We start from the raw sequence: 24067 nt of genomic DNA, 5'->3' as shown, positions 1-24067 counted from the left end.
CCCCTCCAATCCATCGTCCATTTAATATATCAAGCAAAAAACCTTCCTCTTAAACGTTCATATACAACTTTCAACGTTTCCGTACTTCCGACCAATTCATTTAATGAAAGCACCACCTCTTGAGTATCTAACGGATAATCATGTGCTATCGTATTTCTCAACTCCCGCATATAGCCCCAACTTTCAACACTATCAATCACCCCCAGGCGTTCCAAACGATCCAGAACATCCCGCATGGACATTGTCTCTTCCTCCTCATACAACCACGCCAGTACATATCTGAATATCTTTGCCCCAATAACGTCTTGCAACCTGGAAAAGCGAAATATAAACTGATCCAAACGCATCACCGCCTCGCTATTCAGATTCAAATACTTCTCCTCATCCAATGGGAAATACGGTTTCAATCCACATAAAGCCTCCTCTATTCGGGTTATATGTTTATCACAGATTTCAAATGCCCGAAGCAACCAATCTTTCAATTCCTGCCGCTTATCTGTCATATCAATCGTATTCCATGTAACAACGCCTCCTGCACAACCGCATTATCCTCGTAATCCCCGATCACATCTATCTTCCTGTCCCCCAATGCCAGTTTTAACCTGGTCACCATTCGCACCCGTTCCAGGATCCCTTTTTTCTCTCCCGTGCTTCTAACCAACAAATCAATATCCCCACCCCGCTTACTGTCATCCGTACGCGAACCAAATAAAAACACCTCTACTCCCCAGCCATAAATCTCCCTTGCAATCCTGACAATCGTATCTATCTCCCCCTGAGTCAAACGCATAAACAACTTATTTTTGTAACAAATATAAGAAATTTTTCACTTTTACAAACTACTCGCTTTTAAACGTTATATCATCTTGTCTGGGATGAACAAATTCGAATTCCAAAGTCCGTGCAAGCCCTTCTTCTAAAGTATAGGGGGCTTTAAAACCGGATAATCCAACCTTCGATGCATCGAATTGGGTTGTTGCACAAAACTTCTTCACACGGACAGAACTAACGGTTAACTTCTTTCTTAACATCCAAGCCAATACATCAAAACAATATCCTCCCAGCATTCCTAACCAATAAGGAAAATGCGTCATGGGAATATGTTTATTCAATACCTGGCTCACATGTCCTACCAGCTCATTCATTGTAAAATCAGGCTTATCGATATAATTATAGACATTATATCCTTCCTGCTTATTCTCAATCAAAAACTTGATAAATGCCACAATATTCCCGACATAAGCCATCGATTTTTTATTTTCCCCTTTTCCCACCATGACAAATTTTCCTCCGGCAATCTGTTTCAACAGATTATAAACATTCCCCCGGTTCCTTTCTCCAAAAATAACTGTAGGCCGTAAAATATTGATATTCCAATCGGGATGAGTCCGATACCATTTTTCAAGTTCCATTTCCGCCAACCACTTACTTTTTCCATAGTGATTAAACGGATCCTTCAGATGTTCTTCATTGGGATTCTCTTTATTCAAACCGTAGACAGCTACTGAAGAAGTAAATACAATGTGTTTCACATCATTAGCTTCCATTGCAGCCAACACATTCTGCATTCCCCCGACATTCACGTCATAATATTTTGTAATGGGAGTAACATCATCCCGATGTTCTGCCGCTAACAATACAACTACCGTTGCTCCATGTAACAATTGCATCAACTTTGCTTTATCCCTCACATCCCCGATTGCTGTTATATTCGGGAAAAAATGACTTTGCTGTTTGTCTATATTTTGTATTTCATAATCCTTTTGCTGAAATAAATCAATCAGACGTGTGCCAACAAATCCAGAACCGCCAATTAAAACAATCCTTTTACTCATGACTTTTCAATTCCTTTAAAACTTGTTTGTTAATCCTTCTCCGTTTAGAATCAAAGAACCAACCCCATTTATTAAAATATTTTATTATATTGATAATATGTATCTTCAACATCTTAGCATTACTCCTTGAGGCGGCAGCATGAGCATGTATAATAGAAACGTCCGGATAAAAAATAGTTTTATATTTCTCATGTATCCGGCGAGTTATATCTATATCTTCCGGATACATAAAAAAACGCTCATCAAACAATCCAATTTGTTGTAAGACACTAATTCTAAAAAACATAAAGCATCCTGACAGATATGGTATGTTCATGATTTTATCATATCCCGAAAAACGTAATTGGAACTTATATAATTTCTTATTAGTCAGAAAAGAAGGTAAAAAACGTTTAAAGATCAAATCAAGAGGAGAAGGTACCAATTTGCACAAATATTGTAATTCTCCATTAGGATAAAATACCTTAGGCATAATTTGCCCAACCTCACTATGCACTTCCATATATGCCTCTAATTTCTCCAAAGTCCCTTCTCCAAAATAAATATCCGGATTAAGAACTACATGATAATCCGCCCCTTGTTCAATAGCTTTACGAATAGCAATATTATGTCCTGCTCCATATCCTAAATTAGCACTATGAATATACCAGATTCGATCTGAAACGTTTTCCAATTTTCGGGAAACATCATTTGTAGAATTATCAACGATAAAAAGAGTTGATACAGAACTTTTTAAAACACAATTTATTATATCACTTACTTCTGTTGGAGAATGATGATATAAGACAATAGAAGCTGTTAACATATGTGATTTCAAATTTAATTTACAAACTTTGATATCTATTTAATATTCTTCAGAAAAGTATAAAACCTCACGCTACCAGCAATTAAATATACATAAGCCATTTTCCAATTCAACATCATCAAGTTTTTTATACATCCGAGATACCCCTTAACTACCACTTTAGCTGCCTCTGTAATCATTCGATGTTTTAATAACATGTAGACTACTCCCCGTCCATAAGATTTATAACGAATTAATATCTTACTAACTGGTTGTAATGTATTTTTACAGGGTAAAGGGTGATAATTCCATAAATCATTACTGAAAACAAATTGTTCAATAGCATTGCATCGTAAAAAATAATCATTATCCTCACCTGCCCCATAATAGTTACCAACCCCTAATTTTTCATCAAAGTTTCCAACTTTCTGTATAGTAGTTCCCTTAATCACCATATTGACGCTAATTGCTTTATCAAAATCCGATATTAATGCCCATTTCCTTTCCGGCATTTTCAAAAAATATACTGATTTACTTTGAGTTCCCTTAACTGCTATTAAAGTATTACCAGTAATTATTTTAGTAAAAAATTCAAAAAAATGTTGGTCAAAAACAGAATCATCATCAGGGAACATATAAAAAGAACCAGCATGAATTCTTTCAGACTTTAGTAAAATATTACGTGCTTGAGATAAGGGTATCGTATGAGTTTTATGCAAAACTTTTATTGAGGTATAAGGTGTTATATAGGACTCTAAAGATAACTTGACATTATTCTGTAATAGTAGCAATATCAAGCAATTTAAAGAATGATTGTTTTTAGATATAGACTCAAGACATGTTGAAATGTTTACATTATTCGTACATGTTATAAGAAAAATTATCTGAAAACTTTTTAGAGGATGTGACATGTCCGTTTAATTTGTAAAGGAAATAGATAAAAGAAAGAACCGGAGCATAAAAAACTTCAAGCATATTGCCAAACAAGGACATAATTCCGAATAACAATAAGAAACTGACATTTTTTATATCCAACATATAGTAAAATAAAAAGAAGGCAACGATAAATAACATGACTCCCCCTATTTCTACATACATTTGATAATAGGTGTTATGTAAATTCATATCTCTATCATTCAAAGTTCTCGTTATTCCTGGTCCACCTCCAAAAAAATATTTTCCGGATTTATTAATTTCATGGATTGCAATCTCCTGAGATTCAAAACGATGGAACATAGAAGCCGCTTTAACTTTTAATAATGGATTCATGTCTACGGCCTCAATGTAATCTATAATCTGATTTTTATATTCTAAAATCATGTAATAGGATAAATGAATAATCAAGACGCTCATAATAATCAGTATCCTCCAAACTTTCCATTTTTGCATTCGCTGAGACAAATTGTTGATTGTTGTTCTTTTGTAAAAAAACAACAGCAATAACAAAATCATAATAGCCGAAAAAGATCCGGAGAGAAAAATGGAAATAATAAACAGCTTAGTCGATTTGCCATACGTATATTTTAAATACATAATATAGCAAACCATCAAATAACTATAGAAATTGGAATCTTCCATCAGACCATTAGGTCTTGGCATAAGACCACTACTCGTAAAATTCATGATTGTATGTCCGCCCCCCCAATATAATACAAAATCTATACAAACAATCCAAGCCGACAGAGTCATAAAGTAATGAAGAGGCTTTAATAAAATTTGAATTTTTTCAGCCTCCTGCTTACTTTGGGACAAAATAATGAACGTCAAGCATATCGTATATGTCTTTAAAATCCTAAAACCTCCCTCAATTCCATACAACACATAATATAAACAAACAAAAAAGAAAAAACAGATTGTAAAAAGAAAAGGGATTATATTATTTCTCTTTGTAAAGAATAGAATCGGAATTAATGTGATTATTCCCCATACAATATATATATTAGAAGCATAAGTTATATATGCAAAGGATAGAATAAAAAATACTTCAAGGCATAATAATTTTAAATCACTTTTAGAAATGACTATATTCATAAAACATTAAACTATTATTGCCTTCTACTAGACAAACTTTATTTATTGATATTATTATATAATTTTCTAATAAAAATATTCTGGAGACATATTTTCATCAGATATTCACAAATCCTGTAATTAGCAGATATTTTAAACATTTTTGTTTTGAAAGATGTCGGCTTTATCGTTTTAAAATAGTCCCGGTAGCTTTTAATTTCAATATAATTTTGTTCCAGACATAATTGATACATTCTACTGTTGTAATATTCTTCGACCCAATTTAATAAATCAAACCGATGTGAATAATCAATGAAATAGTGTTGAATATCTCTGCAAGAGTTATAAAATTCTATATGTCTATCAACAGAATCAGAATGCGAAACTGACTCGTTTAATATTCTGTATACACCTGTAATCTCGTTCATAAAATAGAATTTACTCTTATAGGCTATCCAAAGCCACATCGGATAATCCCCCATTTCCCAGTTTTGCCTTTCCGGTTTTATCTCTTCTATATATTTTAACAATAACTCTTTTCTAATCAATACGGTTAAAGTGGGGATTGTATTTTCTCTCAATAAATTTTCAAAAGAAATATAATCCTTACCAATATATCCTTCAAATTTTCTATGTCCTTGAAAATAACATTGTACCCGGCTATATACTCCTCCTATTTCTATTTTTTTTTCAAGCACATTTACCTGCTTCTGCAATTTTAACGGGTCTGTCCAATAATCGTCTCCCTCACACATGGCTATATATTTTGCGCCAGTAGCTTTAATTGCAGCTTTCATAATATAGTCTAAGCTACCATCCTGTTTAGAATACTGATTCTCTGTTTCGATTATTGGATAAATTATATCAGAGTATTTTTCCCCATATTCACAGACAATTTCAGATGTTTTATCAGACGAAGCATCATCATGAACTATCACAATAAACGGGAAAGATGCTATTTGAGTAACAAATCCATCAAGCGCCTCCTTTATATAGTTAGCATGATTATAAGTCATACACCAAACTACAACAACCGGAACTTTCAACTTACAAATTGTTGAAATTCTTTGAAGTTGAATTACTGTATCATCCTTTAATGATGCCATGGAATCTCAGATATTAAATGACCGGGATAAATCAATTTATCATTACCCAAACTTTTAATCTTCTCCTCACTTATTCGTGCCTGCTCTTTGTTTGATGCGGGAAGATTGGTAACAGTCTTTATTCCTGGTATATACGAATCTCCTGTAAAAAGACAATCTTTAATAATCCAAGTGATACAGCTTGGATTATGCCCTGGAGTGTAAATAGCTTGTGCCTTGATTTCATTATCCAGTTCTATTTTGCTACCATCGCTAATACTTTCAATTGAATCTTCCCTTGAAAAAATAAATGGTGAATCATGATATTTTGAGAGATTCATCTTTTCGTTTAATAGCATTCTCTTCCCGAACTCATTGGTGTAAACCTTTGTGGTCGGAAATAATGCTATAATTTCGTTTAACCCATAAATATGATCAAAGTGAGCATGAGTTAATAAGACTCCAGAAATATAGATATGTGTATTGTTAAGATACGGGGTTAATCTATCCATATCTCCTGGATCAACAACCCAAGCCGAAGATCCCTCATTAGAGATAATCAAATAGGTTACAGATGAAAACAACCTATTTATTATTGGCTTACAATTGAGCATTTGAATGGGCATACTCAATAAATTCACAATAATCAAATTTAGGAACGTCCATTAACACTGCTCCCAATGAAAGTCCGGTACCGAATGCCGCAAACATAATCCTGTTAATATTTTTATCCTTAAACATATCAGAAAAATGGTGCGTTAAAGTCACAGGAATTGTTGCACTACTTGAATTCCCATATATTGGCACAATATCGTTTGGAAGTTTTTCTTTTGAGACTCCCAAATGCTCTCTCAATTTTTTTAATGTGAAAACACTTGACTGATGACAGATAAAATAATCAACATTTTCTTTAATTTCTTTAGCTTCAGTCATAAGTTCTTCTATCATTACTGGTGTATCATTGATTATAAAATTGAAAACAAGATCACCCTGCATGCAAAGTTGTTGTAGATTACGCCAATTGCCAAATTCATCTTCTCTTTCAATACCAGTTTCTTCTGTTATAGGAATTTTCGACCCTCCTGCCGGGATATAAACTGAAAAAGCCGCTTTCCCATTATTTTTAATCGATGCGTAAATATCACCAGTATTTAAACTATTCTCAATTACACTTATCGCGACACCATCGCCTGTAATTGGTCTACTGGCTCTATCCCGACGTGAGACTTTATGGCTTAACATATCTCCTGTTATAAGAAGGACTTTTTTATTTTTCATAGAGTCAAGAAGCATAAAACTTTCGACAAGCCCGACAACAAATCCGCAACAACCTTGTGAAGTATCTATACAAATTGTGTCCATATCAAAATGGAAATGCCCTTGAATAACATTACTTGTTGGTGGTATGAAATAATCTGGCGATGTAGTTGTTACTACTATTGCACCAATTTCATTTTCTTTAATAACCCCTTCTTCAATAAGAGTCGAAATTCCCTTTATTGCATAATCGCTAACAGTTTCACCGTGTAAAGAGACTCTTCGTTTATCAAAACCCATTACTTTTTTAAGCTTTTTCATTTGAGTTTCGGTAAAAGAATAGTTACCAATTTCATCCATAAAATTCACTTCATTAGCTGGAATTACGGAAATAATGGATGAAATTCGTTTATTTTTAAATTGCAATAACATTTCTATTTTTTTGATTTTTGAATTATATTCATAATTGACTCAATAGAGTCGAAATTCTCAGGGATAACATCTTCGCCATCTATCAGCACATCAAAATTATCTTCCAACTCGCTTACGAGTGTCACTATATCGAAGGAATCAAGCATTCCATCTTCTATAAAATTGAGACTTGCTGTAAAATCAAATTCTGGCCGAATATCTTTCAGAATGTTTAAAATTTTTTCTTTCATTTTTTCTGATTTGTTATTTAACTATGTATATTTCATCAGCTAACCCATCAAAGGAGAATCCATAATGCTTATATCTTTCTATGGCATTAGTATTATCCGAAAAAACCCAAAGGAATTGACGCTTACACCCTCTGCCTGAATGAAAAAAATCTTTTAACAAATCGGCTCCCACTCCATTTCCCCTATAATTTGGAGAAACCCACCAATACCGCAGGTGAATGCTCAAAGTATTTTTTTGGTAGATAACCATTCCAATGATTTCTGTATTTTTACACATAATTGAAATCCCATTGCTACTTATAAGTTTTATAAATTCATCATTATCGGGTATGCGTTCAGTCAGAGGATCAAAATACTGCTTGAAAATTGCGAGAAGCGCTGGGATATCATCCAAAATAGCTTTTTTTACACATTTTGATGGTAAAATCGAATCTGCAAATGTACCACAACGACTCATTCGACGCAATATTTTGTTAGGTAAACCTAATGATTGATCTTTTCCTTCTCGGAGTATATATTCCAAGACGGCTGGCTTCCCATACTTCTTGCCTATTTCTGTCAAACAATCATTTATTTCTTCCTTTGAACGAGAAATAAATATTATATTTAGCATAAATTCGCAATCAAAGACTATATATATTCCATTGTCGAATGTAAAAACAAATGCATTGCCTTGTTCAACCCATTTTTCATGAAGTGTGCGATCCGGTATGTAATTTGTAAAAAAACTTCGTCCGTTTCGCTTAAAATCATTGATGGTATTATTCAGCTGGTTAATTGAGGAGAGTTGCTCTAATTTTAATATTCTCATTGCACGTTGTTATGTAAACCCCTATTCCGATATCTTTAATTTACTAATTCCTTATAGTAAAGTCGGTCAATCTTTCCGTTAGTGTTACGTTTAAGTTCATTTTCTCTGAAGAAAGAAGAAGGTATCATATACTTTGGCAATTGGGTTGACAACGTCTTTCGGAAATCGGGTATAGATATTTCTTCTGAATTTTCATAGAACAAGGTAATCTCTTTTTTATTAAAATTGTACACAATGCATCCGTTTTTAACGAGTTGGAGTATATTGACTATTACATGCTCTACCTCTCCTAATTCTATTCTATAACCTTGATGCTTTATAAGACTGTCCTTTCGCCCTTTAAATACAATCTCATTTCGGCTATTGATTATCGCAATATCACCAGTACGATAAATCCGTTCCGGATAATGATTATTCAAAGGATTCTGTACGAATACCGCAGCTGTTTTTATAGGGTTATTGTAATAGCCTAATGCAAGCGAACTTCCACGAACACATATTTCACCCTCTACATCTGTCGTTGTTACCATTTTGTCTTCATGATCTAAAAGAAGAATGTCAGTATTGCGATATGCATATCCTATTGGAATCGGCTCATTGTCTGATATGTCCCGGTCTACGATATAGAAGATACTGTCAACCGCTGTTTCAATAGGGCCATATAAGTTAGCAAATTTCGTATGGGGCAATGCTTTTCGCCATACATTGAACTGCTTGGTCGGAAAAACTTCTCCTGCAAACCATACAAGTTTCAGACTCGGTAGTGGTTCTTTTTCCAATAGTCCCATATTGGCAATATTTACCATTATTGTTGGAACCCAAAAGATAAAAGTCACGTGTTGTTGCTGCATTATCTTAAGAATTTTTACCGGGAAAGCAGATAGATGAGCCGGAAGAAGTACAATAGTTGCAGAGCGGTACATTAACATGCACAATTCGAGGACATAGATGTCAAATACAAGAGGAGACAACGACCCCATTATTTCATTTTCACCTATGTTGAAAGCTTCATGCGACCTATAGATGAAATCAAGGAAACTCAGGTGATTCAACACCACACCTTTGGGAGTTCCGGTTGAGCCTGAAGTGTTTATAATACAAAATGGGTCCGTATCAATTACAGATGACCATTGCTGCTTTACGGTCTCCTTGTTGATATTTTCTTCCCAATTTACATCATCAATTATCAATATAGGAATTTTCCCCGAGACTTCGTTAATTAACTCAACATTCTTTACGTCGGTTATAATTAAAACAGGCTCAATCAAGTCCACTATATTACTTAATCTCTGACCAGGCGTCTTTACATCTAGATTCATAAATATATTTGCACTTTTCATAATCGCAATATTTGCAATTACAGCTTCTATACATTTGGGAAGAAAGACAGCAACAGGTCGATTGACAGACTCAGCTATGTTATGAATCTTTTGAGAAAGTATATCGGATTTTTTATCAAGATCGTTAAAAGAGATTGTACGAGTTCCATCAACTATTGCAATCTTGTCTCCATTTTTTGTGACAGAGAGGTCAAAAAGTTCAAGTAAATTAATTACCATTTTATTAATATTGTAGAATTATTTTATAACACGACCTACTTAGTCGATTCCATATACTAGGACTCTCTATTGTAGAAGATATCCACCATCAACAGCCAGCGCATGTCCTGTAACCCATGAAGATGCATCAGAAAGAAGATATATAACTCCATTAGCAATATCTTCTGGAGTACCTAATCGCTTTAAAGGATATTGGTCGAACATCAACTCTGTATGATGAGATTCACCTGCAAGTTGATCAGATAACTTTAAGATATTCGTCGGTACAAGACCAGGATTTACGGTATTGACTCTTATTCCTAAGGACGCTAACTCTAATGCAGCGCCTTTCATGAAACCATTAACCGCGCCTTTTGTCGCACAATACGAAGTATCGCCTCGACTACCAACAAATGCTCCTGTTATGGCTGAAATCAGCACAATTGATGCCCCTCGTTTAATCTTTTTCGTTTTTAATAATTTTGACATTAACAACATGGTCGAAATAATATTAACACTAAATATCTCTTCAATATTGTTCTTATCAAAATACTTTATAGGACAAACTTTGGGTATTGCAGCACTATTAACCCAACCATGAATTTCTGGTAAATTTTCAACAATAGAAATGATATCCGACTCACACGACAAATCACCGACAATAATAGAATGTTCTTCCCCATCAAGTATAGATAAAGTTTCCTTTAATCTATCTCGATCCCGTCCATTGAGTATTAGCTTTGCTCCGGCGCGAGCACAACCGACAGCGATACCTCTACCTATACCGGACGATGCACCTGTTACAAATACGGTTTTACCCTCAAGAGAAAATGCACGGTTCATCATCTATCATTTTGAGGAAACAAGATCAAAAAGCTCTTTAATTGTTACACATTTCCGTAAATCAGCCCCTGTAATAGTTTTATCATAATTATCATCTATCATCGAAATGATAGAAAGGGCTGTTAATGAATTCCACTCTTCAAGGCTTTTGAACTCAGTATCCATCGAAAAGTTCTCTATAGGAGTTTCCTCAAATTCTCCTGCAAAATTTTCAATAAAATTATCTATATTCATAATTATAAATTATATGGTTTTATATTTCTATAGTCATTGCATGTCCAAATAGATGTCACTAATAAATCAGGATACATTCGCGAAACAATTTTCTGTAAAGTATCGTCTGTACCTACTTCATAAAAGTTACGAACTCCATTTGAAACCATATTCCGAGTTATATTCGTCCATTGCACTGGACTCGTCATAAGTTTTATTTGATTCTCTTTAATTTTAACGGGGTCTTTATGCGGTAAGGCATCAACATCCTGATATATTGGAATATTTGGTGTTTTAAAACTTAGTTTCATTATTTCTTTTTCAAGAATTTCACCCTCCTCTTTAGAATTAGGAGAATGTCCAACTCCTTTCATAGGAAGAAGTACAGCTCTTTTAGCTCCCATATCTTTAAAAATCTTGCATGCTTTTTTTATAGAGGTTCTGTCACCAGTTATAACCAATTGCCCCGGTCCATTATAATTTGCTATATAAAGGCTATTCCCATCCTCATTCCCAACAGTTTGCAGAACCGAAAGAACTTTATCATCAGGGATACCTATAATAGCCCCCATTGCACTTGGATGCTTTTGAAATGCTTCATGGAAAATTTGTCCTCTTCTCCATACAAACTTAAGTGTTTCCTCAAAATCAAGAGTCCCAGAAACAACAAGTGCGGCATATTCGCCCAAAGAATGACCGGCCACACAATCAGGTTTAAAATCTGATTGTCCCAACGCAGCAGCAACTTCATAGATAAATATGGCCGGCTGCGTATATCTTGTATCCATTAATACTTCCTCGGATGCGTTAAATATAAAATCAGAGAATCTTTCACCTAAAATATTATCCGCATCTTCATATATTTTCCTAGCAACCTGAGAGTTGAGATATAACGACTTCCCCATACCTTCTTTTTGACTTCCTTGTCCTGAAAAAATAAAAGCATTATCCATGTCGTAAATTTCTTAGTCTTTTAATAATCTTTCTCATCTCATAATCTCCATTTTCTTTATGTATATAATATTCATCTCTAAGGATTGCATTATACAAGAGATCATAAAATCTTCCATTTTTAAATATCGCCTGTCTAAGTACTCCTTCCTTTGCCATAAACATCAAATCTCCTATTATGTTACTCATAGGATGTCCTACCAACGAAACCCCATAGAGACGATTCAGTTTAAGTGTTTCAAACGCATATTCAAACATAAAGCGAACAGTCTCAATCCAAGTAAAACCATCATTGTAATCCCTATCTCCGATAACAATGCTATGAGTTGAAGCACTTTTATTCACTTTATTAATATTTGCCAAACTTGCCCACCCTATTATATCCTCAGATTCATCATCCTTACAAATTGCCCAAAAAATGTAATCATCATGATGCCCTTTACATCCTTCAACCCATTGGATTGCTTCAGATTTTGATATGGGCTTAAATTCTCCAACTATTAACCGAGAAAGATTTTCGTCATTTTTACAGTGATAAACAAAATCTATATCCCTATTTTCAAACTCTCTAAATTTTATGGACATCTAATTATTTATTATTTTTAATATACGTTCTATGTCATCTTCACCATAACGCTGATCAATCGGTAACGGTATTAAGTAATCTGCAAATCCATGTTCAACGGAGTCTGCAACTGTCCAGGAAAAAACATTTGGCCAATAAGTTGCTACAAAAATCTTATTAGCAATCAATTTTTTTCTAATATCAATATTTTGCACAAAGAAAGGATAAATCATTGGTACTTTTTCATCTTTCAATGTTTCCAAATTCAATCTATTTCTTTTCCCCAAAAAAGAATGCAAATAGTTGAAATTCCCTCTTCTCTGTTCCACGACAATTTTATAATCCACACCCATTAAAATCGATTCCGTCAATTGGGACATCTTTTTAATAGGTTGATTATTCAATGCGTCATCATTCCGCCTAAAAGCCTCATATCCTCTTTCGGCCCCTTCATCAATCCGCCTTAATAAATGTTCACAACGTTGACAGGAGACATCCTGTTCTAACTCTACATTTAAAAACTTGTCTGTATAAAGATAGGCCCCATCCGGTACTCCAAAAAACTTGCGTGCCGAATAAAAGGTATCAACACCCTCTATCGGAGAAGCAAAAAAAGCTTGTGCATTATCTACAATTAATTGTTTTCCATAACGCTCTGCCGATCTCTTTACACACGCTTGTTTTAATCCCCAATAATTCGTATATAAAAATGCCTCATCAGTAGCCAAAGAGTACGAAGTCAATGGTTCGAAATCCTCGTTAATATGATAAAACTCCCATTTTACCCCACATTTCCGTAAAGGTTCCAACATCACTTCACACGTGTAATAAGGAATATAAACTTTTTTATATCCTTTGGCCCGCAAAATATACTCAAAGCAATTCCGTCCCGTATTTAAATGCAAAGCATCAGGATGATAATGTCCACCCTTATGCAATTCTAATTCAAAATAGCCACCTATTTCTTTCATTTAAGCACAATTTGATACTTGTCTTTTCCCCTCTTTATAAATTCCTGTAATTCATCATCCGTATCAAACCTCACCACCAACGTCCCTATCGCGTCATTCGCCCCCCTGAAAGCAGAAACGGAATCCCCTTTTTCTACCCACAAATCAACTTCTTTCACATGCTTATTTCGGAACTCATCATCCATTTCCAATCCGTTGAAACATCCATCCTTATCTGCATGCAGTACCACCTCCGCCCAGTATCCTTGATAAGGTTTCTGTTCCACACCGACAACCTCTTCACCTACCGCAGCCCTCACCGCATTGGTAATCAAATCTACCCCTGTCGCATAACGTAACATTTCCGCCAAACGGTTGCCTCCTCCACGTGGTGAAACCTCCATAATGTAAGTTTTCCCATTCTTCCCTATACGAGTTTCCACATTATAAATCGATGTCCGCATCCCTAACAAATACAACAACCGCTGCAACTCGAAAGTTAACTCCGCCTCCTGTTCTTTCGTCATAGTCGAGGGCCAACTAAATGCAGAAGGTGTGTAAGGATTTGCCGCCTTTTCATCGAAGCGTTGCGCCGAAAAAGAAACAAACTTCAACTCCCCATCTACGGAAAAACAGTCCGTATCCGATGAACAACCTTCCTTTTCTATAAACTCCTCCACAATCACCCTTTCCGAAATAGAATGCTTCAAAGCATACTTTACCGCATCCTCCAGATCCTCCGCCCTGTCCACTCTTGTCACACCTTTACTCCCTGCGGAATCTGTCGGTTTTACAATTAAAGGATAAGTAAACTCACCGGATTTTAACAAAGTATCCCCCACAGAAGAGAAACCAAATGCCCAAGGCACATTAAAACCATACTCCGACAAAAAACGACGGAACCGGTCTTTATTCTGCAATATCTTCACTGACTCATAAGGATTCCCCGGCAATCCCATCTGATCCTGTACATAAGCCGCCGTCACTACTCCAGGGTCTACCGCAAACGACATAATTCCATCTATTTCCAACTCCCGGGCTAACGCCAAAACAGCCTCTTTGTCTATAATACTCACATTATGATACTCATCCGAATACTTATGCGCAATGTTACCGGGAATATAATCACACGTTATCACATAATACCCCAATTTATGGGCAGCCTCTATCACCGGGAGTAAATAACGTAGTCCTCCCAACAACAATAATTTTTTCTGTTTCATCCCACCCATCATTTTACTATACAATCCAACACTCTTTCCGCCTCTTCCCGCTCCAAACCGCTATACATCGGCAAACAAATCACGCTGTCCGCCACCTTGTGCGCTACAGGCAGATTCTCCGGCCTCGCGGATTCCAGACCGCGGTAAGTCGAGAACTCACTGATCAACGGGTAAAAATAGCGCCGCCCCAAGACATTCCTTTCCTTCATCCGCGTATACAATTCATCCCGCGTCATCCCATACCGTTCTGCATTCACGAAAATCGGAAAATAAGAGTAATTATGCCGCACACCCGGCATATCCTCCATTACCCGGATACCCGGCACATCTTTCAATTCCTCCCGATACCTCACCGCCACCTGTCTCCGTGCTTCAATGGCCGCATCCACCTGTTTCAAATTCAGCAGTCCGTACGCAGCCCGCACCTCGTCCATCTTCCCGTTGATACCCGGAGCAATCACGGTCGTTTCTCCTGCAAAACCGAAATTCTTCAAATAATCTATTCGTTGTTTTGTCTGCCCGTCATGACACACCAATGCTCCCCCTTCCACCGTGTTGTACACCTTCGTCGCATGAAAACTCAACGTCGACATATCACCGGCTTCCAATACGGAGTTTCCATTTACTTCCACACCAAACGCATGAGCTGCATCATAAATCACCTTCAAACCATATTTGTCTGCAATCTCTTGTATCCGAACAGTATCACAAGGTTTTCCATATACATGAACAGGCATTATTGCCGTCGTTTTTGGCGTAATCGCCGCCTCGATTTTCTCCGGATCGATATTGCATGTCTCCGGTTCTATATCTACAAATACCGGCTTAATCCCATTCCACCACAGCGAATGTGTTGTTGCCACAAAACTGTAAGGTGTCGTTATCACTTCCCCGGTAATCCGCAACGCCTGCAATGCCGTAATCAAAGGCAATGTCCCGTTGGTGAACAAACTGATATAAGGCACTTTCAAATATTCAGCCAAAGCCTTTTCCAACAGCTGATGGTAATGCCCGTTATTCGTCAACCATTTCCTCTCCCAAATGTCACGCAAGCAGGGTATCAATTCGTCCAAAGGCGGTAACAAAGGACTTGTTACCGTGATTTGCTTTTCATTATCCATGATAGATTATTTCCTTTTTATCAGTAAAAGAAATTCTTTAAGGTCCTGGGATTTTGTCGCATAAGAAACAAGAAGATAGTAAATTATCCCTGTAATAATACCAATTAAAAGCTGTAGCAATTGATCGGCAAACAAACAAGTAGTCAGATAAACGACAATCGCCATCGTCAAAGAATAGAATAATGCCGGACTTAAATCCCGTAATTGCTTAAATAAACCGACGTGTATCAGTTTCCCCGTATAATAGGTATTTATCACTAAGCTAAATAAAGAAGCGATAATGGTTCCCCAACACATTGCCACCAATCCCAAAGGAATGGTAACACCTAACACAACTATTCCCATTATTTTTTTATAAATCTCCAATTTCAGAAATAGGTCTGAACGTCCTTTCACTTGTAACAAATTCAGATTAATGGCATGAACGGGATACCACATATAAGAGAAACACAGAATTTGTAGCAATAAAGCTGTAAAGGTCCACTTTTCCGTCAATAAGCAATTAATGAATGGATATGCAACAGCTGCTAATCCTGTCATTAACGGAAAAATCATGTACGCAGACAATCTTAAAAATTTTCGGTAAGCGTGTGCCAAACGTTCATCATCATCCTGAATTTCACTTAATACAGGGAAAGTTACGCGTTGAATAATTCCGGTTAAATTAGAGGATGGGAATTGTGCAAACTGATCTGCCCGGGTAAAATAACCCAAATCAGTGGAAGCAAATTTTTTACCGATAACGATAGTATAAATATTCCGGTAAATTGTATCTAATAATCCGGAAGCCAATAGTTTGGAACCAAAAGTGAATAGTTTTTTGAAAGATTCAAAAGAAAAAACTTTCAAAGGAATCCACTTTGAAAAAATCCATAATAAAACTGTATTCACGAAAGCATTTAAAACAGTCTGAACAGCAAGTGACCATACTCCGAAACCGGTATATGCCATGACTATGCCGACGATGCCTGATATTATCGCAGCACTAAAAGAAGCCTTTGCCTGAGTCTTAAAATCTATTTTTATAGACAATATAGCCCGTTGAACGACAGCTAAAGAATTTATAAACAGATTCAAGGCTAATACACGTGTTAATCCTGTCAGTTCGGGCGTGTTATAAAATCTCGCTATTAAAGGAGAGGAAAAAAACAGAATAAAGTAAAGGACAATTCCTACAGCTATATTAAAATAAAATACAGTAGAATAATCAATTTCTGATCTATCTTTTTTCTGAATTAAAGCATTGGAGAAACCACTGTCTATCAACGTTTGTGCTATGGCGATAAATATGGCGAGCATTCCGATCATCCCATAATCAGAAGGCAAAAGTATTCTAGCCATTATGACCATAATGACAAACTGAATACCTTGAACCGAAAAGCGTTCAACACAACTCCAAAGGACTCCTGAAAGCGTTTTTTGTTTTAGCGATGACAATACAATCAAATAATTAATAAAACATATTAATCTAATTAAATCAGAATTTAATTGGACTTTTAACAATTCGGATAACATTTATATTTTTGTGAAAAGTTTTTTATTATTGGGAGGAAATGACGATTATTAACAAAGAGTTCCAGGGAAGGATCATCGGTTACGCCAGGGTGAGTACGCGTGACCAGAATCTGGATATGCAATTGGATGTGTTACAGCGTCAGGATTGCGTACAAATATTTTGCGAGAAAATTTCCGGGGTAAAAAAACGTCCGGAACTGGAACATTGCCTTTCACTATTACGTGAAGGTGATGTATTAGTTGTTTATAAATTAGATCGTTTGGCCCGTAGCCTGTCTGAAATTGTCCGGATATGTTCGGAGCTGGAAAGTAAAAACATACGGATTCGTTCGGTCAAGGATAATATTGATACGACCGATTATATGGGGAAATTTACGATGCATATTTTTGCGGCTCTGGCAGAATTCGAACGGAATGTGATTATGGAAAGGACTCGTGAAGGACGGGAAGCAGCCCGGAAAAGAGGAAAAAAATTCGGAAGACCTCAGGGCTTGAATCCGGAAACCCAGCAAAAAGTAAAAAAGCAGCTCTCTTGTATCAAAAAGGATTTGCTGTAAAACAAATATGCCAACAAATTGAAATTAAGAGTAAAAGCACACTTTATAAGTACCTTCAACTGGAAAATATTCCCCTGAGATCTTTCTCTAAAAACTGAAAAGGCATTTTTTTCCTTTGTAGTGGAAAAATAAAAGGCTATTTTTGTGGCTGAAAATAAGACGGTTCTTCAGTAGAAATATGACACTGAGGACCGCGGAGCGTTCCTAATCGGTTCCTTTTCTAAAAGATAATCATATAGAAATCAAGTAGTAAACTATATTTACCCTGAGTTTAGTTTAAATAAATTCAGTGAAATAATTTGCCTTAAAAGGTCCAATTAAATTCTGATTTAATTGGACCTTTTTTATTATATAGTTATAACTATCGGAGGATGCTAACCACATAGGACAAAGCAGGATATGTGTATAGATAAATCCAGATTAAATCCAGTACAAATCCTATTTATTACCAGATTAATAACTAAATAAATAAGCTTTAATCCAGTTTTTATTTGGATTTTAATCATTTTTTAGTTAATTTCATGGAAGCTGATACTCAAAGGGATCTCCGGGGAATCGCTGTTATCGGGAAATTGATTCATTTTCAAACTAAAAAAACAGGCTATGGGTACTGCAAGATCTAACTTATTAAATCAGCTGAAAGGAAGTTTCGGAAATGTTATCCTTTATGAAGTAAACGGACAGCTGAGAATAAGGAGCAAAACGGGACGGTATAGAAAATCGAAAAGTAGTAAGCAAAAAGCACAGAAAAACAGGTTTAAAGGGGCGGCTTCATTTTATCATAAACTGGAAATGCCGATGTATATGACCTGGAGCGATGCTACGCATGGACAAAACATAAGCGGATATAACCTTTTTATAAAAGAGAATATCCATAGCTTTACGGAGACAGGAGAAATTACCGAATTTTCAGGCCTGAAGATATGTTACGGGCCGCTTTATATCCCGGATTATTTCGGAATGCAATATACCACTCCGGATCTTATTCGCCTGGAATGGAATCCCGGGTATAAAAATCAGGGTTTCGACGACGACTTATTACAAATAGCCATTTACGATAAAACCAGGGTAGACGACGGTGAGATATATTGGCTGGAAGGTTTTGAAACCATACGGGCTACAGGAGCATATACCTTTACTCTCCCGGCCGAAAGAGGTAAAGAGATCCATTTATTTGCTTTTTTCAAAAATAAATACCGGAACATTTTTTCGGAAAGTCGTTTTCTGGGAACAGTGGCAAAAGAAACATAAGTCTCCCCTGACGGAAGAAATGAACGAATTCGTTTCGTTCTGCACCCGGTTTGCATTATCATTCGATAAAATAAGCTACATCTCAGCAAAGTTCAAGTAAACTTGGCTTTGCTTTCGGTTTACATTATCTTTGTAGCAGAATCAAGTCGTGCGGAATTATGAAAATGTGTATTGCAGAGAAACCAAGTGTTGCCAAAGAAATCGCGAATATTCTGGGAGCTACGACCCGGCGGAACGGATATCTGGAAGGGAATGGATATTGTGTTACCTGGACATTCGGACACTTATGTACCCTGCAAGAACCGGGAGAATATACGGAGAAATGGCAAAAATGGAATTTAGGGGTATTGCCGATGATCCCCTCGAAATTCAGGATCCGTCTGATCGAAGATGAGGGAATAAAAAAACAATTTGCCGTTATCGAGGAGCTGGTCTCGAAAGCTGAAATGGTGATCAATTGCGGGGATGCCGGCCAGGAAGGAGAACTGATTCAACGCTGGGTATTGACCAAAGCCAAATGCGGGGTACCTATCAAACGCCTTTGGATTTCTTCGCTGACAGAAGAAGCCATCCGGGAAGGATTCGAAAAACTCATGGAATCGCAAGATTTCGATACTCTCTATGCGGCCGGTTCTGCACGGGCTATCGGCGACTGGCTGTTAGGGATGAATGCCACGCGGGCTTATACGTTGAAATACGGGACAGGAAAAAACGTACTCTCGATCGGACGAGTGCAGACCCCTACCCTGGCCCTGGTCGTCGAACGACAAAAAGCGATCGAGAACTTTAAACCGGAAACTTATTGGGAAATACGGACGAATTACCGGGAAGGACTTTTCTCCTGTTTGCGCGGACGGTTCAATAAAAAAGAGGAAGCCGAAGCCCTTCTGGAAAAGATCACTCCACTCGAACTGGAAATTCTCAGTATCGAGCGGAAAAAGGCCATGGAACATCCGCCGAAACTGTTCGACCTGACTCTATTGCAGGTGGAATGTAACCGGAAATTCGCCTATACAGCCGAAAATACCTTAAAAATCATACAGTCGCTTTACGAGAAAAAGCTGACCACCTATCCCCGTGTGGATACCAACTTTTTACCGAACGACCAATATGCCAAAGTCCCCAAAATACTTCAGGGCCTGAAACCTTATGAGGCTTTAACACAGCCGATCTTATCGGGAGGAAAAATACGGAAGTCAGCCAAAGTCTTCAATGACAAAAAAATTACGGATCACCATGCCATCATTCCTACCGGTGTATTCAGTTACGATATGTCTCCCGAGGAAAAGCGGGTATATGATCTGGTAGCCCGCCGTTTCATTGCCGTCTTCTATCCGGACTGCGAAATAGCCAATACAACCGTTATGGCCAGAATTGGCGACGAAGACTTCAAAGCCACCGGAAAACAAATCATCGATCCGGCGTGGCGGGTGGTATTCGGCAATAATACAGACAAACAAAACGAAGAAAACGTACTACCGGTTTACGAAAAAGGAGAACACGGCCCGCATACCCCCGAAATCCAGGAAAAACAAACTCAGCCCCCTAAATACTATACGGAAGCCGATTTATTGAGGGCCATGGAAACTGCCGGGAAACAAGTGGAAGACGAAGAACTGCGGGATCTGATGAAAGAAAACGGAATCGGACGCCCTTCTACCCGCGCAAATATCATCGAAACGTTGTTTAAACGGCAATACATCCGCAAAGACAAAAAACGGATTTTAGCAACAACGACAGGCATAGAGCTTATCGACACCATTCAGAACGACCTTCTGAAATCCGCAGAACTGACGGGACAATGGGAAAAGAAGTTGCGTATGATCGAAGACGGTACCTATCAGGTGGCCGACTTCATGGAAGAATTGAAGGCGATGGTAAACGAAATCGTCCATTTTGTACGTTATTCTTCAGCGAAAACGATCACTGTAGAAACACCGGAGGAAAAAGACGGGGAAGACAAGAAAACTAAAAAAGAAAGGGAGAAAGGAAAAGGGAAAAAGGAGAACGGAGAAAAAATTGCAGTTGTATTGAAATGCCCCAAATGCGGACAAGGAGAAATTGTGAAGGGAAAAACCGCCTGGGGATGTACCCTATACCGGAAATCCTGTGATTTTCTGATTCCGATGGAAATACAAGGCAAGAAACTCACCCAAAAACAAGTAGATACATTAATACAAAAAGGCCAAACCGGCAAAATATCCGGTTTCAAGGATCCGAAAGGCAACCCGTTTAACGGAATGATCCGCCTGGATGAAAATAAAAACATTATAGTCGACAAGATATAATATTACAAAAAACGTATACACACTTTTTATAACAACAACTTATTATTAACTTTCCGGGGTTGGATGTATACCTTATAATATTTCAGGACTATGAAAAAAAAATGGGGAATTATAGATTATTTAGTCATCGCTACAATAATAATCATTCTATTAGCTACCTCTTGGACAGAAAAAGGAAAATGGATTCTTTCATCTGTATTGATCATTTCATTGACATCAACATTTTTGACAAATAAAACAATCAAAATAATAATCGCTATCCTCCTTTTAATAACACTTATTATTACTCTTTATTTCAATCTTATTTAAAATAGGGAAGATGGTAAATGAAACAGAATACACTGAATAAAAAACTTTGCTTCATAAATTTAAGTTTTTAGGTTAATCGATACGAATTTAAACATAATTATCAATAATAAAAATATTTATCGATATTCATTAAGAAAAAGATACAAACAAATATACAGTTTTAGATAAAGTTTATGTTATCCGAAAAGATTAAATAAATATATTCCCAAAACAGAAATCCCCTAATGGCCCGCTTTCGGATCGGTATATTGAATAAAAAACAGAGAAAACGGTCTATATCTAAAAACTACCGTATAAAAAGAAAAATAAGATACCCGCCTTTAGAACAGGAAACGGGCTATTAATGAAAGAAAGGCCCACTCTGCCGTAAACAGACCGACAACTGATCTATCAGTACATTCTTTGAACACGCTGATCAGCTTTAATAAATAGCTTAAAATCCGGAACCGAAAGTCCCGCCAATCAGCCCTATACCCATGTATATCCCTACATGGGACACTAATCCCAACAAGTCGAAAATTCGACTTGTCGGAATCCCTTTTTATTGTTGTTTCAAATACCCTTTTTCCTGTGCTTTCTGCATCAGTTCCTGCATCGTCTGCATCCCGATCTGTTGGGCGATAGGTAATATTTCGGCTGTCGCTTTGGGATTCATTTCAGACAATTTCTTTCCTACCGGAGTTTCATAAAACTTGATGATCTCTTTCAGATCATCCAGCGTAAGGTATTTTTTATACACCGGGATCACCGCCTTGATCATCTTGTCATACATCCCATTCATAGAAGCATCCAGCTCTTTCCAAAATTCATCGGGAGCCTGAGGCAACTGCTGCTTTAACATAGCTGTCATCTGAGGGAAGATTTGTTTCATGGCATCCATGGTATGAGTCATTTCCAACATCTTGGCAACTTGCTTCTCATACTCCTGATTATCCTGTGCCTGTACACCGAGTGCCACACACCACAATACGGCTAAACTTACCAGAATCTTTTTCATATTATTAAAATTAAATCTATCGGTTCCGACAGAATAAGCCCATCCGATCCGGAAAATTTATGGACTTTTCCGACCGGTCTAAGGTAAGGAAATTTTTATCGTCTGCAAACTAAAATGAAAATTGCAGCCGGGCCTGAATCAGGTCGAAATCATCACCTCCCTTGGGCGAACTATTTCCGACCATCATATGGGTATAATTGATTTTTGCTGCTACATATTTATTGATAAAATAATTCATTCCCAAAGAAATATCCGTCAGTCTCCCTCCCCGGATACCGGCATCATTCAGGTCGATCATATTATAGCGGCATAACACTTCAAGGCTTTTGGGAGCAGGATTGACGATCATACCGGTAGCAGCATTATAATTATGCTTTGCTCCCAGAATCATGTATCCGATCTGACCGTACCATCCTTTGCCATTGTAATTACCGGCCTGAAAACGATTCAGGTGTGCCAGAAAATATTGCCCCTGGAAATACCATTTATTGTAGAGTAAAATCATTTCGAGGTCGAGCTTCCATTGATTAATCACCTGATCCACTTTTGCCTCTACATACGAATTATCGTCTTTCGTCAACAAATCGGTCGGTATACCGGCATTGAAAGTGATCGTTTCCTGTCCGCTACTGAACCGGGGTGCGACAGAAAGATGGACAAGTTTCTTATCTTTCAACAGAGGCCGGCCGATCAGTTTCGCCGCCAGGGAATAGCCCTGATCCAGCGACTTGGACTTCTGTACATCTCCGTCGCTGTATATACCTCCCATAAAATTAAACCATTGGTGATTATAGCTGTAGCCTACCCCCAATTTCCGGGAATTTCCGAAAGGCTCATATTGATAACCGACCCGGACAGCCTGTTCACCGAATTTGTAAGTCAGGAAAATATCCTTCATACTGATCTTACTGTCTCCATACCCCAATTCTATTTTAGCTTCCCAGTGCTCCAGAAAACGAATCTGGGTCCCTAAACGGATATCGTTCACCTGAAAACTACTACCTAAATCGGTGGTATCGTTAAAAAAATACCCTCCGTCAAAAAATACACGGCCTATCAACCGCCATTCGAAACCATTCGCCCCCCCTTTTACAAACTCCTGAGCAGAAAGTGAAATAAAAAACGAGGAAAGAAAAATACAGGAAAAAAGCAGAAAAAACCGAAGACCTAAATGTGTGAGCAATCTTTTCATAATCGATGTTATTAAGAGTGTAAAATTATAAAATGAAATATTAACAAACAAATTCCAGATAAAAAGAGTAAATCCCTATCTTTGTCCATCATTTAATCTATCATTTCAGT

The 24067-nt window shown here is 37.1% G+C and carries 26 protein-coding genes; 4 read left to right on the top strand and 22 right to left on the bottom strand.

Annotated features, from left to right (window positions below; all coding sequences use genetic code 11):
* Positions 1-29: 29 nt before the first annotated feature.
* From ODOSP_RS15135 to ODOSP_RS15040, 20 genes are all read right to left on the bottom strand, one after another.
* Entirely contained in the window at positions 30-503 is a 474-nt protein-coding gene (locus tag ODOSP_RS15135; protein WP_013613173.1) for a hypothetical protein, read from the bottom strand.
* On the bottom strand, positions 500-790 hold the full coding sequence (locus ODOSP_RS15130) for a nucleotidyltransferase domain-containing protein (protein ID WP_013613172.1): 291 nt from the start codon (positions 788-790) through the stop codon (positions 500-502). The genes ODOSP_RS15135 and ODOSP_RS15130 overlap by 4 nt, the downstream gene beginning before the upstream one ends.
* Before the next feature lie 49 nt (positions 791-839).
* Positions 840-1835, bottom strand: coding sequence for an NAD-dependent epimerase/dehydratase family protein (locus ODOSP_RS15125; RefSeq protein WP_013613171.1), 996 nt, complete (start codon positions 1833-1835; stop codon positions 840-842).
* A complete protein-coding gene (locus ODOSP_RS15120) occupies positions 1828-2640 on the bottom strand; it encodes a glycosyltransferase family 2 protein (protein WP_013613170.1) in 813 nt (270 codons plus the stop codon). Before ODOSP_RS15120 ends, ODOSP_RS15125 begins: the two co-directional genes overlap by 8 nt.
* A 35-nt stretch (positions 2641-2675) precedes the next feature.
* On the bottom strand, positions 2676-3410 hold the full coding sequence (locus ODOSP_RS15115; RefSeq protein ID WP_013613169.1) for a glycosyltransferase family 2 protein: 735 nt from the start codon (positions 3408-3410) through the stop codon (positions 2676-2678).
* A 64-nt stretch (positions 3411-3474) separates the two neighbouring features.
* Positions 3475-4650: a hypothetical protein gene (locus ODOSP_RS15110; protein ID WP_013613168.1), complete on the bottom strand. Its 1176-nt coding sequence runs from the start codon at positions 4648-4650 to the stop codon at positions 3475-3477.
* A 38-nt stretch (positions 4651-4688) separates the two neighbouring features.
* A complete protein-coding gene (locus ODOSP_RS15105) occupies positions 4689-5735 on the bottom strand; it encodes a glycosyltransferase (RefSeq protein ID WP_013613167.1) in 1047 nt (348 codons plus the stop codon).
* Positions 5723-6340 carry an MBL fold metallo-hydrolase gene (locus tag ODOSP_RS15100; RefSeq protein WP_083813752.1) on the bottom strand — a complete coding sequence of 206 codons (618 nt, stop codon included), beginning with the start codon at positions 6338-6340 and terminating at the stop codon, positions 5723-5725. The genes ODOSP_RS15105 and ODOSP_RS15100 overlap by 13 nt, the downstream gene beginning before the upstream one ends.
* A complete protein-coding gene (locus ODOSP_RS15095) occupies positions 6315-7403 on the bottom strand; it encodes a 3-oxoacyl-ACP synthase III family protein (protein WP_013613165.1) in 1089 nt (362 codons plus the stop codon). Before ODOSP_RS15095 ends, ODOSP_RS15100 begins: the two co-directional genes overlap by 26 nt.
* Positions 7404-7405: 2 nt before the next feature.
* Positions 7406-7633, bottom strand: coding sequence for an acyl carrier protein (locus tag ODOSP_RS15090; RefSeq protein WP_013613164.1), 228 nt, complete (start codon positions 7631-7633; stop codon positions 7406-7408).
* A gap of 13 nt (positions 7634-7646) precedes the next feature.
* On the bottom strand, positions 7647-8444 hold the full coding sequence (locus ODOSP_RS18980; protein ID WP_013613163.1) for a GNAT family N-acetyltransferase: 798 nt from the start codon (positions 8442-8444) through the stop codon (positions 7647-7649).
* Positions 8445-8479: 35 nt separating this feature from the next.
* Positions 8480-10003, bottom strand: a complete 1524-nt coding sequence (locus ODOSP_RS15080) for an AMP-binding protein (protein ID WP_013613162.1) — start codon at positions 10001-10003, stop codon at positions 8480-8482.
* 66 nt (positions 10004-10069) lie between these two features.
* Complete coding sequence (locus ODOSP_RS15075) at positions 10070-10828, bottom strand: SDR family NAD(P)-dependent oxidoreductase (RefSeq protein ID WP_013613161.1); 759 nt, start codon at positions 10826-10828, stop codon at positions 10070-10072.
* A gap of 3 nt (positions 10829-10831) precedes the next feature.
* Complete coding sequence (locus ODOSP_RS15070) at positions 10832-11059, bottom strand: acyl carrier protein (RefSeq protein ID WP_013613160.1); 228 nt, start codon at positions 11057-11059, stop codon at positions 10832-10834.
* Between the two features lie 2 nt (positions 11060-11061).
* Entirely contained in the window at positions 11062-11991 is a 930-nt protein-coding gene (locus ODOSP_RS15065) for an ACP S-malonyltransferase (RefSeq protein WP_013613159.1), read from the bottom strand.
* Positions 11984-12574, bottom strand: coding sequence for a GNAT family N-acetyltransferase (locus ODOSP_RS15060; RefSeq protein WP_013613158.1), 591 nt, complete (start codon positions 12572-12574; stop codon positions 11984-11986). Before ODOSP_RS15060 ends, ODOSP_RS15065 begins: the two co-directional genes overlap by 8 nt.
* Positions 12575-13525, bottom strand: a complete 951-nt coding sequence (locus ODOSP_RS15055; protein WP_013613157.1) for a hypothetical protein — start codon at positions 13523-13525, stop codon at positions 12575-12577.
* Entirely contained in the window at positions 13522-14727 is a 1206-nt protein-coding gene (locus tag ODOSP_RS15050; RefSeq protein ID WP_013613156.1) for an ATP-grasp domain-containing protein, read from the bottom strand. Before ODOSP_RS15050 ends, ODOSP_RS15055 begins: the two co-directional genes overlap by 4 nt.
* An 8-nt stretch (positions 14728-14735) precedes the next feature.
* Positions 14736-15848, bottom strand: a complete 1113-nt coding sequence (locus ODOSP_RS15045) for a DegT/DnrJ/EryC1/StrS family aminotransferase (RefSeq protein ID WP_013613155.1) — start codon at positions 15846-15848, stop codon at positions 14736-14738.
* 6 nt (positions 15849-15854) lie between these two features.
* Complete coding sequence (locus ODOSP_RS15040; RefSeq protein WP_013613154.1) at positions 15855-17363, bottom strand: lipopolysaccharide biosynthesis protein; 1509 nt, start codon at positions 17361-17363, stop codon at positions 15855-15857.
* A gap of 38 nt (positions 17364-17401) precedes the next feature.
* Between ODOSP_RS15040 and ODOSP_RS15035 the strand changes: the two genes are divergently transcribed.
* The 4 genes from ODOSP_RS15035 to ODOSP_RS15025 all read left to right on the top strand — a co-directional run bounded on the left by ODOSP_RS15035 (position 17402) and on the right by ODOSP_RS15025 (position 21459).
* Positions 17402-17920, top strand: a complete 519-nt coding sequence (locus ODOSP_RS15035) for a recombinase family protein (protein ID WP_013613153.1) — start codon at positions 17402-17404, stop codon at positions 17918-17920.
* Positions 17896-18018: a helix-turn-helix domain-containing protein gene (locus tag ODOSP_RS20290; RefSeq protein WP_244264131.1), complete on the top strand. Its 123-nt coding sequence runs from the start codon at positions 17896-17898 to the stop codon at positions 18016-18018. Before ODOSP_RS15035 ends, ODOSP_RS20290 begins: the two co-directional genes overlap by 25 nt.
* Before the next feature lie 505 nt (positions 18019-18523).
* Positions 18524-19171: a hypothetical protein gene (locus tag ODOSP_RS15030; RefSeq protein ID WP_013613152.1), complete on the top strand. Its 648-nt coding sequence runs from the start codon at positions 18524-18526 to the stop codon at positions 19169-19171.
* A gap of 158 nt (positions 19172-19329) precedes the next feature.
* Positions 19330-21459 (top strand): type IA DNA topoisomerase, encoded by a 2130-nt coding sequence (locus ODOSP_RS15025; RefSeq protein WP_013613151.1) that lies wholly within the window; start codon positions 19330-19332, stop codon positions 21457-21459.
* Between the two features lie 850 nt (positions 21460-22309).
* Here ODOSP_RS15025 and ODOSP_RS15020 read toward each other — a convergent pair.
* Entirely contained in the window at positions 22310-22765 is a 456-nt protein-coding gene (locus tag ODOSP_RS15020; RefSeq protein ID WP_013613149.1) for a DUF2059 domain-containing protein, read from the bottom strand.
* A 109-nt stretch (positions 22766-22874) separates the two neighbouring features.
* A complete protein-coding gene (locus ODOSP_RS15015) occupies positions 22875-23957 on the bottom strand; it encodes an OprO/OprP family phosphate-selective porin (RefSeq protein ID WP_013613148.1) in 1083 nt (360 codons plus the stop codon).
* Between the last annotated feature and the right edge of the window lie 110 nt (positions 23958-24067).

This window comes from Odoribacter splanchnicus DSM 20712, assembly GCF_000190535.1.
In the GTDB taxonomy this organism is placed as follows: domain Bacteria; phylum Bacteroidota; class Bacteroidia; order Bacteroidales; family Marinifilaceae; genus Odoribacter; species Odoribacter splanchnicus.
This window is presented reverse-complemented; position numbering and strand designations above follow the sequence as displayed.

Excerpts from the sequence above, each read along its gene's own strand:
- ODOSP_RS15135 (WP_013613173.1), bottom strand. The coding sequence starts at position 503 with ATGACAGATAAGCGGCAGGAATTGAAAGATTGGTTGCTTCGGGCATTT.
- ODOSP_RS15130 (WP_013613172.1), bottom strand. The coding sequence starts at position 790 with ATGCGTTTGACTCAGGGGGAGATAGATACGATTGTCAGGATTGCAAGG.
- ODOSP_RS15125 (WP_013613171.1), bottom strand. The coding sequence starts at position 1,835 with ATGAGTAAAAGGATTGTTTTAATTGGCGGTTCTGGATTTGTTGGCACA.
- ODOSP_RS15120 (WP_013613170.1), bottom strand. The coding sequence starts at position 2,640 with ATGTTAACAGCTTCTATTGTCTTATATCATCATTCTCCAACAGAAGTA.
- ODOSP_RS15110 (WP_013613168.1), bottom strand. The coding sequence starts at position 4,650 with ATGAATATAGTCATTTCTAAAAGTGATTTAAAATTATTATGCCTTGAA.
- ODOSP_RS15105 (WP_013613167.1), bottom strand. The coding sequence starts at position 5,735 with ATGGCATCATTAAAGGATGATACAGTAATTCAACTTCAAAGAATTTCA.
- ODOSP_RS15100 (WP_083813752.1), bottom strand. The coding sequence starts at position 6,340 with ATGCCCATTCAAATGCTCAATTGTAAGCCAATAATAAATAGGTTGTTT.
- ODOSP_RS15095 (WP_013613165.1), bottom strand. The coding sequence starts at position 7,403 with ATGTTATTGCAATTTAAAAATAAACGAATTTCATCCATTATTTCCGTA.
- ODOSP_RS15090 (WP_013613164.1), bottom strand. The coding sequence starts at position 7,633 with ATGAAAGAAAAAATTTTAAACATTCTGAAAGATATTCGGCCAGAATTT.
- ODOSP_RS18980 (WP_013613163.1), bottom strand. The coding sequence starts at position 8,444 with ATGAGAATATTAAAATTAGAGCAACTCTCCTCAATTAACCAGCTGAAT.
- ODOSP_RS15080 (WP_013613162.1), bottom strand. The coding sequence starts at position 10,003 with ATGGTAATTAATTTACTTGAACTTTTTGACCTCTCTGTCACAAAAAAT.
- ODOSP_RS15075 (WP_013613161.1), bottom strand. The coding sequence starts at position 10,828 with ATGATGAACCGTGCATTTTCTCTTGAGGGTAAAACCGTATTTGTAACA.
- ODOSP_RS15070 (WP_013613160.1), bottom strand. The coding sequence starts at position 11,059 with ATGAATATAGATAATTTTATTGAAAATTTTGCAGGAGAATTTGAGGAA.
- ODOSP_RS15065 (WP_013613159.1), bottom strand. The coding sequence starts at position 11,991 with ATGGATAATGCTTTTATTTTTTCAGGACAAGGAAGTCAAAAAGAAGGT.
- ODOSP_RS15060 (WP_013613158.1), bottom strand. The coding sequence starts at position 12,574 with ATGTCCATAAAATTTAGAGAGTTTGAAAATAGGGATATAGATTTTGTT.
- ODOSP_RS15055 (WP_013613157.1), bottom strand. The coding sequence starts at position 13,525 with ATGAAAGAAATAGGTGGCTATTTTGAATTAGAATTGCATAAGGGTGGA.
- ODOSP_RS15050 (WP_013613156.1), bottom strand. The coding sequence starts at position 14,727 with ATGAAACAGAAAAAATTATTGTTGTTGGGAGGACTACGTTATTTACTC.
- ODOSP_RS15045 (WP_013613155.1), bottom strand. The coding sequence starts at position 15,848 with ATGGATAATGAAAAGCAAATCACGGTAACAAGTCCTTTGTTACCGCCT.
- ODOSP_RS15040 (WP_013613154.1), bottom strand. The coding sequence starts at position 17,363 with ATGTTATCCGAATTGTTAAAAGTCCAATTAAATTCTGATTTAATTAGA.
- ODOSP_RS15035 (WP_013613153.1), top strand. The coding sequence starts at position 17,402 with ATGACGATTATTAACAAAGAGTTCCAGGGAAGGATCATCGGTTACGCC.
- ODOSP_RS15030 (WP_013613152.1), top strand. The coding sequence starts at position 18,524 with ATGGGTACTGCAAGATCTAACTTATTAAATCAGCTGAAAGGAAGTTTC.
- ODOSP_RS15025 (WP_013613151.1), top strand. The coding sequence starts at position 19,330 with ATGAAAATGTGTATTGCAGAGAAACCAAGTGTTGCCAAAGAAATCGCG.
- ODOSP_RS15020 (WP_013613149.1), bottom strand. The coding sequence starts at position 22,765 with ATGAAAAAGATTCTGGTAAGTTTAGCCGTATTGTGGTGTGTGGCACTC.
- ODOSP_RS15015 (WP_013613148.1), bottom strand. The coding sequence starts at position 23,957 with ATGAAAAGATTGCTCACACATTTAGGTCTTCGGTTTTTTCTGCTTTTT.